The organism is Tolypothrix tenuis PCC 7101, assembly GCF_963874875.1.
Lineage (GTDB): Bacteria > Cyanobacteriota > Cyanobacteriia > Cyanobacteriales > Nostocaceae > Aulosira > Aulosira tenue.
This window is the reverse complement of the sequence record NZ_CAWNJS010000001.1, coordinates 297,919-310,905: the sequence shown is the minus strand read 5'-3', so window position 1 is coordinate 310,905 and position 12,987 is coordinate 297,919. Positions and strand designations below refer to the sequence as shown.

Below are 12,987 nucleotides of genomic sequence, written 5' to 3'. Positions count from 1 at the left end.
TTAAGACTTTTATCTGATTTCTCAAAACTAATATCTGTTTTCCAGCTATTCATTCACAAGAGAAACGCTCTTCTCTAACTCGAATTATTCAAACCTTTTCCATACAGACTTAACGGCGCAATATCATCTGAAAAAAGGTATAAAACAATTTCATGATTTTAGATTTAAGATTATCATCGTTCTTTGGTAAATTAGCTACCATTTTCCGGAGAATGCTAGATTTTAAACGTTCGTAATCTGCCTTTAAAATAATTTTTGCTTGTTTAGCAGAAATAAATTCATTGGCGTTTTGACTGCTCCCTAACCAATCTAGTAATTGCTGACGTTGGTTAGCATTAAGAGTTAAAGTCATTACCTTAGTACATTTGTGCGGTTCTTCTAAAGGAAAGAATAATAAATGATAAAATCCTGTTTCTGCTAAACTACGCAGAATTTTTTGACCTTTATTATCTTTCATATCTAAAAAGCATGAGAGCCATTTAGCTTGAGAATTTTGAGTATTGTATAGTAAAGTACTCCATAAAATCATAGGATAAACATTGATTTTGGCAATAAATTCAGTGCCATGAGATTTCTTGAAAAATTTGTTAATTTCTTGTTGGGGTAACATTGCCCAAAAGGTGGGTACAGTTCCTTGTAATGTATGTAATAAACTAGGAAAACCTATGGTCGCAATTGGCCGATTTTTTGGCCAGCTTTTCTGTAAACACTCTTTTTCTGTGAATGATGTTAGCGGTACTATCTGTAATATTGGATTACTTTCTACCCTCTCAGTACTACTATTAGAAGCAATTGCAACTTCCGATTTGACCTGTTCTAAAATTTCTAATATTTCTTTAATATTTTGTGGGCGATCGCTAACTTCTTTTGCTAAACAACGCATTACTAATTTTTGTAACTGATCGGGTACGACGACTTGCGAATTTACCTCCGCAAATGCTGGTGGTGCTTGAAAGTGATGCGCTTGATACCAAATACCAAAAGAGTTACTTGTTGTGTGAAATGGATGTTTTCCTGTAAACATTTCAAACATCAAGATTCCTAAACTGTAAATATCAGAGCGCACATCCAGGAGTTTACGCCCTTCCATGTGTTCTGGAGAACAGTAAGGTAAACTACCAATAAATGAATCAGTGAGCGTCATACCACTACGCTCTGTTAAAAATTTAGCAATCCCAAAATCTAAAATTTTGACCAGAGGCTCTTTTTTACCATCTTCAATAATGAAAATATTTTCTGGTTTAATATCACGATGTACAATCGGATAATTTTCTCCTTTGAGGATGATACCTTGATGAGCACACTGTAAACCTAGACAAATTTGATTGGAGATATCTAAAACTTTTGTGATTGAAAATGTCTGAGTTTTGAGAATGCGTTTTAGGTTTTTTCCTTGGAGATATTCCATGACATAATAAGGAATATTTTCCTCAGTTACGCCATAGCTAAACATCCTCACAATATTTTTACTTTTCCGTCCTAATTGAGCGCCAATAAAAATTTCTCTAGCAAAGCGTTGAGTCATTTGCTGACTACCCAAGCTCAGGGATAGAATTTTTACGGCTACTGGCATTCCGCCTTTAGCAACATCTTCTGCTAGGTAAACCCTACCCATTCCGCCTTTGCCAATCAAATCTCTGATTAGATAGCGATTATTGAGGAGTTTACCAATATAAACATCTAATTCAGTTTTAACATTAGTGACATTAGGGATAGGATTTAGCATAAAATTTTTTATTAATAAAAAGCCAGATACTTATTAATAAAGTGCCTTTTCAGCCTTTATTTTATCTAAAAAGATATTCACATTTTTATAGAGTTGATTATGCCAGCTAAAATTTACAATAAAACCTGGTTAATTTTTAATAAAATTACGGAAAATCTGTGTGCAATAACTCTTAAACATGGTGTAACATATTTGTGAAGCTAAACGTATGGTAAATTACACTGAATCCGCAAATAATGATGATTGCTTTGTATTGCTTCCTCAGTAATTACACGTAAGTACAAAGAATCTTCAGGAAGTAATGAAACTTTTGTAGTGTGCATATTACTAGATGTTTCTACAAACCCCCATCAAGAATAAATTCGTAGCTACAACTTTCGGTTTCTCAAGTGCTGACTACGAATTTCTATACCATTATGATGTGGAGGAATAGGGCTTAAGTGGAGTTTTACTCCAGCTAGATAAAGCTGAAAAAAGTATTTTCTAATTTAGCGCTAGAAATTGGGTAGAAAACGGCGCAACAGCCTAATTAAGGGTGAATCGATTTTCACCTTAAAAGCTAATATTTGGGTACGTTGTAGGGCATTAAAATTGTTGTCGCTGACCAAAATTAAAGCACGTTGCCCATCAGGTAATATGGGGCCAAGAGTTAAGCCTTCAATATTGTCTAGCAATACATTCAGACTTCGTAAATCTAACAGTAGCTTTTTCTGCACAGGTTTGATTTTTTGCTGAACATTCAACAGGCTATCGAGATGATGAATATCATCAGCGCCTGCTAGAGAAGTCTGAAACAGGAGAATCGAAAATCCTAAGCCTGTAAAAGAGCGTTCTAAACTCAGGAATGTTCCTTGATTATCGAGAGCAACTAAATCAGGTAAGCCGCTAGCAAACTTGCCAGTAATATTTAAAAAGGGTGAAACTGCTTCTGTAAAATATAAAAATTCCTTTTCTGGCTGTTTGGTGAGCAAGTTATATTGTAAAATCCGGCAGGGAGTGCTGATATTAGGTTGAGCAGCTGGCCCATCTTGAATTAGGGCATTTTCGGTAGCTGTAAACAGTTTATTGTTATCTGGTGTAATAGTGAGGCTTTCAAAAGCCAAATTGCTGCGAATACCATGCTGACTATTTTTATTGCGTAAAAATTTGTCTGGTATAGGTAGCGTTGCGATCGCCTTACCATTAGACAATGAGAATTCTTTAATGAAAAGATTGCTTGATTCCCCAGAATCCCCTTCAGAAGAGATGAAAACAGTTTTTTTGTGAGTTAAAGCAATACCTTCTGTATCGCTAGTACCTGGAGCGAACTTTTCACCATCCTCATTTAACAGAGTTGTTACCCCAATAGTAGCAACACCATTGTTTTTGAGTGAACCTTGACTGAGGTCAATTTTTAAAGTGTAAAATCTTGCTGGAGCTTTATTGCCTCTGTCATCAGATATAGCATAATAAACATCATGATTGGCATCATAAGTAATTCCAGATAAGCCTCCCACTAGAGTATTTTGTACCAGCAATCCCTTTGGGATTGTTGCTTCTCCCATAAACTCAATACTACTAACTGTGACAGCCCCCCATGTAAAATTGCTGGCTAAAAAACTGATTATAAGTATAGGAATAGTAAAATAAATAATTCTTCGCCAAGTTAAGAATTTTTTGATAAATTTCATGAATAATGCCAGGATTAAAGTAATTCGTCATTAATAATAAACTGCTTCAATCTGTTGCGCTAGGCAATTGCTATATACAGCATATTTCATTTGCCTGAAGTACAAATTGACTAGTTTTGAAATATGGGAGAGAAGAATAGTTATCTTTAATTCTCTATTTGTGTACCTCATTTAGTTGTAAACTACTGTATATGAAATACAGAGTTGCGTGCATTTTATCTGCAAAAGAAAACTTATATGATTATTTTTTATATTTGATATCCCTGCAGTCAAATATAAGAGGTTGTTTGAAAAGTTTTTCCCTGTGATTTTAATTGCACTGTTACCCCCCTTAATCCCCCCTTGTCAAGGCTACCGTGTATACACATCTTGGTTTGGGAATCAAATTGACGCACAAGAACGAAAATTTATTTTTTAAATCCTTGATTTTCCGTTAAATGCTTATCAATAAGTTAGGACTATTGACAATCTAATTGATAATCTCAAAACCTTACCTACTAAGGCTTGCATCTTATGCGGCAAGGATTTTAGGACTTGTGTATACACCGTAGCCTTGTCAAGGGGGGAGATCGGAAAATCCAGTTCCCTCCCCTTTCTAAGGGCAGGGCTAGGGTGGGGTAAAAAATATTTGATACACTACTACAGACTTTTCAAACATCCTCTAAAATCAGAAATCACAGAGAACTGCGATAAATAATATCATTTCAATTTAAAAATAATACGTATAGGCAAGCAGAGGAGGCAGTGCGGTCTTCTCCCAAGAGGAGATGCTAAAAGCGATAGCGCAGCGTAAAGCCTTCTCTGCGAGAGGCTGCGCCCTAAGCGAAGCTATGCCGCAGGCTTTACGCTTAGAGCGAGTCTGCATTCGCGCAGCGTCTCGTAGAGAGCGTCTGGGGTTGCCCCAAGTAGAGCAACTGCCGTGGAGCAGAGGAACAGAGGAAGTAATTTATATCAGTAATTTTATGAATTAGTAACTATCTGCTGGGCAAAGGCGATCGCCTCTTTTGGTGTAGTGACTTTTCCCTCGGCTTGGGCGATCGCAATTTCTGTAATAATTTTCCCAATTAATGGCGAAGGTGAGAGATTTAATGCTATAATAATCTCCTTCCCACTCAAGATTGGAGAGGGATGAGCGACCAGGTCATCAGGGTTTAGGTAGCGGCTGATCAAAGGAGCGTAAACGCTAAGTGGTTTATCCCCAAACATCGCCCCTACCAGATTATCACAAGCTAGGGCTAACGCTACAGCAGTACTAAATACATTGCCTGCTTCCTGAAAGAAAAAATATTGTTCTCTCAAAGACATATTTGTGGCTTTTAGCCTCGGTAGAAGTCTCAGGGCTGTAATGACAGAGTGAATTTCAGCACGGCTGTAGGTTAGTTGCAATAGCTCGATTTCCGCAGCTTCGGGATGGGGGTGAACTAGACAAGCAAGTTTGGCGATACCTAAGTGTGTAGTTTTAATGGTGTCGCGGATGTACTCTTGTAGTTCTACCCCTAAGGGCTGCCAATTTTGTGTTATGTAAGCGGCGGCTGTATCCACTGCGGCGATTTTCACAAAGCTTTCATTTGTAGCATTTTTAAAGAAAGGTGCTAACACACCATCTTCCCAAGCCATCGCGATCGCTTGCGTACCTTGAGGTATAGCCAATAAATAGCCAACTTCTACCCTGACTCGTTCTGCGGCTACTGTAGTGATGTGTGCAGCTAAATCACGAATTGCTTGTTGTGTAGCGGGTTCGATAGTAAAACCCAGTTGGGCTGCTTGGCGGTAGGCGCGCATTAATCTTAAGGGATCGTCTTGTAAATTAGCTGGTGAGATCATGCGTAAAACACGCTTCTCTAAATCAGCTACGCCTTGTAGGGGGTCAATTATTTCTTGGCTATGGGGATCGTAAGCGATCGCATTGACTGTAAAATCTCTTCTGTGCAGATCGGTTTTTAAGCTAGCTCCTTCCTGTTGGGCAATATCAACTGTAGCGTGGGGAAAGACGACACGGGCAATTTGGCGTTGCGGATCGAGTAAGACAAAACCTGCTTGATAATGTTGAGCGATCGCCCTTGCTACTTTCACCGCATCAGTAGGGATGACAAAATCTAAATCTAGGTATTCACGACTTCTACCTAAAAGCGCATCCCTCACCGCACCACCTACCATATATGCTGGTTGTGGCAGTAATGATAGGCTAAAAGGCCAAGTTTCGGGAGCTAGGGTAGAAGTAACTGAATTATTCATATTTAATAAAAATCAACCTAGCAACTAATGAATATAAGTTTGTCTTAAGCTAGATTAACAATAAAGGTTCCTGGAGTTGGTTCTATTATGTGTATTTGCGTCAACTGCCACTATGTAGACCGATGTTTAACATATCATGCCGTCGAAGCGCAGCACCAACAGCCCCATTTGACCGAAACACCCACTTTTGATCCTAATGAGCCTTCAATCAATGTCAACATCCGTACAAAAGAGGATGTGATTGAAATGGAATGGGATGTAGTCGGCTGTCTCAGCTTTAAACAAGAAACTGGTAAGTGGGCGAAGTTGCGTCCCGGCGAATTAGTCCCAACGTAATTTGTGCTATGCTCAAATTCAAAATTTTTGAATCTATAACTTTTAGAGTTTTCCATAGTAGCTAGAATTTGAGCAGTATTTAAAATTTAATGATGATAAAAGACTGTTTTGATATTCTAGCCACTTGCAGCTGTTTAGTGAGAATTCAAAATTAAAATCTTGTTGACTTGGTAATACTCTTTTTTCTAAAGTTATAAAACATAGAAATTTCCAAAAGAGTCTAGGGTCAAATTTATGGTAGGGGCGTAAGTTATTGCACCCCCAATACTGCTCGGTTAAGGATTTTTAACTCGGAATTTGGTTTGGGGAAAAGGTGAAAGGGTAAGGGTTAAAGGTTTTTTCTTGCCCCTTTTCCCCTTCCCCTTTTCCCCTTAACCGACAAGTATTGATTGCACCCCTACTTTTAAATGTGATGATAATTCACATTTAAAATAATTAGTATACTAATGAATTTTTAACCCTTAACTCTTTTACAGACGCGATGAATCGCGTCTCTCTGTATCTCCGCTTGACCTTTAACCCCAATTAACTTAATTTTGACTACCTACTTAGAAAACCTTGCAGTCACAAAATATGGTTTAGCACTGCACACTACAACCCCCGAATTAGGATTAGCAATTAATAATTTTGCTGGTGATAATCGCGCTCAAGTATGGAATTTAGGGCGTGATTTGTCCAGCTTTGTCCATCAATACTTAGTGGAATTTATTCAGCCACAAACTTGGTCAGATATAGGCTTTTTGGCAGTGGCCAAAGGCCCTGGTGGTTTTACAGGAACAAGGATTGGTGTAGTTTTAGCACGCACATTAGGACAACAATTAGAAATTCCTGTGTTTGCAGTATCTACTTTAGCTGCAGTTGCTTGGAGTGCAAAAGATAGTATTGCTAAAACAGATGCGATCGCTATTCAAATGCCGGCTCAACGTGGTCAAGTTTTTGGTGCTATTTATCAACCTCATGCTGATAATTCAAATCTGACAACATTATTACCAGATAGTGTGTTTACACCTGAAGTATGGCAAGAGACTTTAGCGAATTGGCAAACAACTTATCAATTAATTGAAGCAAAATCTGCATTAGCAGCAACAGTCACTAATATTTTGGAACTAGCTTATCTAGACTGGGAACAAGGAAAGCGTCCGCATTGGTTTGAGGCTTTACCTTACTATGGACAGCATCCTGTAGATGTTTAATGAAAAATTAGGGTAATAATTTATCAAACCCCTTAACCCAAGTTTTTAAGTGAGGTAGGGGTACAGCAGTGCTCATACGTGTCAACTTAAGCTAAAAGCTATATAGGGCGCGTGTTGTACAAAAACCCTCGCCCTCATCCCCTAACCCCTTCTCCCGCAGGAGAAGGGGAATTAAATCTCTTGCTCCCTTCTCCCTGTGGGAGAGGGGCTGGGGGTGAGGGCAAAACCTTGCAACTAAGCGGGTTTCACGTTAAGTTGACACCAATGAGCAGTGCTGTACCCTCTTAATAATTGATCTGTCGCAAACATTGTTTAAATTGGGATGACCGAAATTTATCGCTAACTATCTCACACCTGATGAGTCAGTATAACTAATAGGGGCTTTTTGGGGTGGTAATGAGTGATATTCCGCTAGTGTAGCTATAGCGAAACATAATGTCAGACTCAAAACAAAAGTTGTGAAAAACTGCATGATAAAAAATCGGTGCAAAAGCCACTTCATATAATTCATCATTGTTAAGCCTCCGGCATTGCACGGGGAAATTATCAAAAAACTTTTGACAAATGATGTATGAATAAGTAGGTTAGCGATCGCACATGACTATTTTTAGAAGAGTCAAGGGAAAAATGTTCTCCTTTCTCCCTATAAAATTTTAAATAGTTGGGTTGAATCAAGCCTACTTATTAACAGTTCAGCGCTTAATTGCTAAACTTAATCTTTACCTTTAATTTCATGGCAACTAATCCCAACCATCATTGATAAGTGAAAGCTAGGAATATTGCGCTGAATCTGTATTTATTAGTAGTTTGCACCCAAAAGGTAATTTAAAAATTGGTAATTTATTAATTCTATTTTCTGATCGAAAAGTGCCTAATTGTTATAAATGAACGGAATATCTTAATCTTAGAATTTACTCCATCTGTATCCGTGTCAACAATTGGCTTTGCCCATATGTAAATAGAATTTGGCTTAAGCCAATCCAATTATACATATACAAGCAGATAAAAGCATCTATCATTAGATAGAGAGTTTTTATGTAATAAAATTTAGAGTAGTTCTAAATTATTTGGTGAGCGAGTATACAAGCCATGATTTAACTAATTTATATTTAAGGATAGCAACCAAATTATCTCACATAAATTATACCAGTTCCTCATTGATGTTACTTGCTAAGGACGGAGAAGCAAACTATATAATTACAAACATCCAATCATTAAATGCTTCACGGGTGTGTAAACATCAAGGGCAAACGCTTTTAACGTCGAGACTGTACACCTAAATTAATAAATAAGAAATATAAACTTTAACATCTGGTAGTACGTAACCTGAGTCTTATATAATCTATTTAAATGTAAAATCTAATACTGTTAATTATTTCTTTTGAGAAACCCCAGTGATCAAACGGGATATGAGTGATATAAATTTAAATTATTAATAGAACCAAAACTTGTTAGCGGGCCAAGAAAGTTCACAAAGAGTACCTCTAGGAGATAGAGAAACCCGTCGAAATTTACCTTTAAGTTGTCGAGCTAAATTCCTAAATTGTTGTGTGCCTCTGCCTTCTTTATAAGAACTAATAGCTAATGCATCATCTATAATACTTAAAGTGTGCCAGCCTTCAGAAGAAGAACAATTAACCTCCAGACGGGTAACTCCGGCGGCGTGTTTGCCAACATTACATAATGCTTCTTCTAAAAATCGGCAGAGTCCTCTTTTTTGTTCAATACTCAATCCTTTCTCTTCGATAGGTTCAAATGTGCGGATTTTAATTTTGATGGTTTTAAAGCAGGGAAAGTCTCGCTCTAAGGTATAACTGTAAACTTGATAAAGAATCTGGTGGATAGGGTCATGTAAATTGATGACTAACCCTTGTCCTAAATATAAACTTTTATCCTGATTTACAGGTTCTCGCTGCAAGAATTCATAAATTCCTCGGAGATCGTAATTTAATTTTTCTAGTTCTTTTTCAATTTCAGGTAATAATTTATCTGTAGGTAAGTTCTGTTCTTTCAAAAGTTTCAGAACTTTAGCCAGAGTTTGTAGAGGCCCATTATGAATTGTTTCAAATGTGCGTTCAATCATCGTATAATGAGCATTAATTTCTGCTTTTAAAGCTTGTTCGTATTGATATAAAGCGGTGAGTCCTAAAGAATTTAAGGTATAAATAATTATGGCTGGGGCTAATGGAATCCACCAACCCAAAATTAAAAATATATAAGCTACGAGAACGAGAATAAAGCTAGCAAAACCAATCGTTACAAGATTGAGCAAAGGTAATTTAGTTAGCCTGGCGTGAGCGATTCCTAAAAAACCCCAAGTAATAATCCATAGATATTCCCATTCATCTTGCCAAGTCTTTAAGAGGGGTCGAGAATTGAGAACCGCACTGATTAGTTGGCTAACAGCATGAGCATGAATTTCTACCCCATAAACTTGGCCTGGTGGTGCAAATTTTGACGACGGAATAGCAGAAGTTGTGGTCAAGTCTTTGGCGCTAGGGGCCGTCATGCCAATAATGACAATGCGATCGCGTATCCACTCAGGCTGGAATTTTCCTGCTTTAATATCGCCAAGGGTCACCGTTCTAAATCGTTCTTGGCCGCTACGAAAGTTGAGTAATACCTGAAATCCCCCCGCATCGGTTCGCACATATCCGCCAGAGTTGCTGTAAACGCGAGGAAGTTGAATATTACCAACCCAGATGGGATTGCGATCGCCAAATCCATATTTTAACTGAATGCCTTCATTAGCTAAATACATCTCTGCTAACTTGAGAGATAAGGCAAATTTATATCCTTTCGGTGTGATTGTTCCTAGTAGGCTGCGTCTTAATTTACCATCCGCATCTGGAATTTGATCTACAAAACCAATTTGTGCATCAGATAAATACGGTGGTGGATTAATTGTTACAGGTAATGCTTTTTCAATTCCAAGTAAATTTTTATGCTGTTGAAATGTGCTGACTAGTTCAGCAGAACCAGGCTCAACTGGTATATCCCTCACAATATCAACACCAATGGCTCGAGGAGCATAAGCCTGCAATTTTTTTAACAGGCTTGCCATTTCTTGATCTGGGATGGGATATCCAAAATTATGGATATCATCTTCATTAATGCCAACAATGACAATTCGTTCATCTATAGGTTCCACAGGCCGTAGACGGAGGAAACTATCAAATACTAGCCATTCTAAAGATTGCATTGCACTAGTCAGACGAAGAATAATTACTAGACAAAGTACTACAATCCCGGGCAGCGTTCCTACACGCCAAATGGAGATTTCCTCTTTGATTCTTCTCCAAATTCCAGGCTGCATAAACCAGTTTCCTAGTCTTTAGTTATCAAATAAAAATCACCGATAATAATTCATCATTACGCAAAAATTAATGATTATTAACAAATACATATTACATTTTTCTGACTTCAATTTGATTGTGGTTACAAATTAGACCTAAGCAATAGTCAAACTTAAATATCGGGATTTACTCAAATCCTGATTTAATTTTATATCTAAGTGTTGGCCCTGATAGCAAGGGGTTTGAGCTATAGAAGTAAATAGAAAAAAATATTTACATTGAATGCGATCGCCTTTGGCCTTCCCAAAGAGTATTCTTTCAACAAAGCTGCTTACTCTGCGGGAACGCCAAAGGCTAATGGGAAACTTTCACTTTGTTGTATTCGTAATGACATTGTCTCATAAATTGTGTGATAAATTTTGTCTTACTACTTGTACCATTACGAACTAAATATTTGATATTGCACAGAAACAGCACCTACTAAAGCTTGACTATGATCAATCAATTAACCCTTCATGCCGAGCTTTCATTTCCGTTTGAATGCGGATATTTTTACCTTCTTCGGGGTAAACATCTAAAGCATCTTGTAGCTTATTCCAGTAATGACGCACCATGCGTTCAGACATACACATTCTTTCTGCGATCGTCTTATCTTGTAAACCTTCTTCAAATGCGAGAGTTAATACCTTTAGCCATTCTGGTTTCACCTCTAATCCTGAATTGATACCTTTGATATCTTTAGTATGAGTTAATCCTTGTAATGCCCAATCAACTCTAGTTAACATTTCTTGGGTGGAAAGGCTTTTATCTGCAACTGTAAAGCCACCTTTATGACTATCAATCTCCGGTCTAATTCTGACTAAAGTTCTAGCATGGGCACTTTGCACAACAATATCTAAATGCGGATAAGATTTCATCAGATTCCTTAGAAGTTGAATTCCTGTATCAGGACGTGCTGTTGCTCCGGGGTGTTCTGGCATTGATAAATCCATCACTACAAGGTCTGCTTGTGATATCATCATCTGCTCGAGAGCATTCTTAGCATCAATAGCAGTAATAAATTTTGCACTAGGATATTTTTTTTTCAGTACATCGACTGTGCCACCTAAAACTGATTCATGGTCGTCAATCACCAAAATGGTGAGTAATTTCTTCTCTGCTACAAGTTGTGTCATAATTAACACCTCGTTATCGAACTAAGTAAATACTAAGTTTTCATCTACTGCCTAAAGCCAGACAGATGAAAATTGTGCTTTTTTGTCATTTGTTATTCTTTTCATCCCTATTCACAGTATTTCCTTGCAAATATTTATAAATTGCATAAAATCGCCCGATAAAAAGGAAATTAGGGACTAGTATTCCTGACTCTCTACTTAGCGATCAGTCGAAGTAAAAGCAGCTATTGAAGCTAGATTGTTGATGTTTATCAGAAAAAACGCTGAATTTATGATTGTATAATTTGTAATTATGTTATTGACAAAGGAAGATGCCCTGAGCAATTATCAAATAGACGATCTAGAGGTCTTCAATTAAAACTGCTGATAGCAATGTTAACTGATGCTTACCAGTAGAAATACCAAGTTAGCATGAGCCTTGTACTACGATAAAAACATTTACCTGAAGTTAATAGGTAAAAGCTATCACACAAATATTGTAATTCTCGTAGATTAGCGTAAGAACCACGGGTAGATACATCCGGATAAGTAATTTGTACCATTAAATGGCATAAATTTTTGCATTGTTTCAAATTGATATAAATTGATATAGGTGTTAAAACTTGCGGCAAAGCTATTGTGAGCAATTCTTCTAGTAAGCTTAAAATTATTAAGCTTTGTTCGGTTGACTGATGTCGCCAGATTACTGGCATATTACGGTGAAAAGATAACTGAGAATTATTCGTCAGTTTAGACTGTAATAAACAATCAATAGCTAACGGCAAGCTATACTGTAGCTGCGATGGAAATAAGCGATCGCTCAATTCCACTAAAGATTGATGGAACCTATCAATTTTTTTAACAGATTCTTGAATTTTGTTAACTGATAAATCTAAATTATCTACTGTTAACATTTCTAGATTGCGCCTGATACTAAAGGATTCCTGCAATAAATCATCACGAATTTTTTCAGCTTCTAAAAATCGTTTTATCGACTCTTGATAAGACCACCATTTTAATGCTTGCCGAATTCTTAATTCAGAGCTGATAAACCAGAGGAGGGTTATGAAGCTGGCTATTAACAGTATAACTTGCGTCCACAATAGCAGTTTCACAGGAAGTTTTGATGGGTATTTTATGCCGATTAAATAAAGCTTTAAAGCAAAATATATCAGATTTATCTTTTGTAAAATGTTTAAATTGAATAAGAGAAATACCCAAAATATTGATGATAATTATAAAAATATGCATATAATTTTATAGTTTTAATGAGTAGATGAATCTTGGTGTTTCGCAAATAAAAATCTTGATTGCCTAAATTCAGGCAATCAACTGTGTAAACAGTAAAATTTAGCTATACTGTTGAATTTTAGTTAT

General features: G+C 37.0%; 9 protein-coding genes. 3 read left to right on the top strand and 6 right to left on the bottom strand.

From position 1 onward, the window contains the following. Positions 1-109: 109 nt before the first annotated feature. Complete coding sequence (locus tag AACU25_RS01240; protein ID WP_096573546.1) at positions 110-1,726, bottom strand: serine/threonine protein kinase; 1,617 nt, start codon at positions 1,724-1,726, stop codon at positions 110-112. A gap of 494 nt (positions 1,727-2,220) precedes the next feature. After that, positions 2,221-3,396 (bottom strand): esterase-like activity of phytase family protein, encoded by a 1,176-nt coding sequence (locus tag AACU25_RS01235; protein ID WP_096573545.1) that lies wholly within the window; start codon positions 3,394-3,396, stop codon positions 2,221-2,223. Between the two features lie 767 nt (positions 3,397-4,163). Here AACU25_RS01235 and AACU25_RS01230 point away from each other — a divergent pair. Further along, positions 4,164-4,367, top strand: coding sequence for a hypothetical protein (locus tag AACU25_RS01230; protein ID WP_096573544.1), 204 nt, complete (start codon positions 4,164-4,166; stop codon positions 4,365-4,367). On the opposite strand, the gene AACU25_RS01225 is transcribed toward AACU25_RS01230, so the two are convergent. Further along, positions 4,357-5,631: a tRNA nucleotidyltransferase/poly(A) polymerase-related protein gene (locus tag AACU25_RS01225; RefSeq protein WP_096573543.1), complete on the bottom strand. Its 1,275-nt coding sequence runs from the start codon at positions 5,629-5,631 to the stop codon at positions 4,357-4,359. The two genes, AACU25_RS01230 and AACU25_RS01225, sit on opposite strands and share 11 nt — an antisense overlap. Before the next feature lie 87 nt (positions 5,632-5,718). On the opposite strand from AACU25_RS01225, the gene AACU25_RS01220 reads away from it, so the two are divergent. Both AACU25_RS01220 and tsaB read left to right on the top strand, forming a co-directional pair. Next, positions 5,719-5,967, top strand: a complete 249-nt coding sequence (locus tag AACU25_RS01220) for a Ycf34 family protein (RefSeq protein ID WP_045872539.1) — start codon at positions 5,719-5,721, stop codon at positions 5,965-5,967. Between the two features lie 536 nt (positions 5,968-6,503). After that, positions 6,504-7,160 carry a tRNA (adenosine(37)-N6)-threonylcarbamoyltransferase complex dimerization subunit type 1 TsaB gene (gene tsaB / locus AACU25_RS01215; protein WP_096573542.1) on the top strand — a complete coding sequence of 219 codons (657 nt, stop codon included), beginning with the start codon at positions 6,504-6,506 and terminating at the stop codon, positions 7,158-7,160. A 1,432-nt stretch (positions 7,161-8,592) separates the two neighbouring features. Here tsaB and AACU25_RS01210 read toward each other — a convergent pair. The 3 genes from AACU25_RS01210 to AACU25_RS01200 form a co-directional block, all read right to left on the bottom strand. After that, positions 8,593-10,476, bottom strand: a complete 1,884-nt coding sequence (locus AACU25_RS01210; protein ID WP_096573541.1) for a sensor histidine kinase — start codon at positions 10,474-10,476, stop codon at positions 8,593-8,595. A gap of 477 nt (positions 10,477-10,953) precedes the next feature. Beyond that, a complete protein-coding gene (locus AACU25_RS01205) occupies positions 10,954-11,631 on the bottom strand; it encodes a response regulator (protein WP_096573540.1) in 678 nt (225 codons plus the stop codon). Between the two features lie 386 nt (positions 11,632-12,017). Then, positions 12,018-12,725, bottom strand: a complete 708-nt coding sequence (locus AACU25_RS01200) for a hypothetical protein (protein WP_321206624.1) — start codon at positions 12,723-12,725, stop codon at positions 12,018-12,020. Positions 12,726-12,987 lie beyond the last annotated feature (262 nt).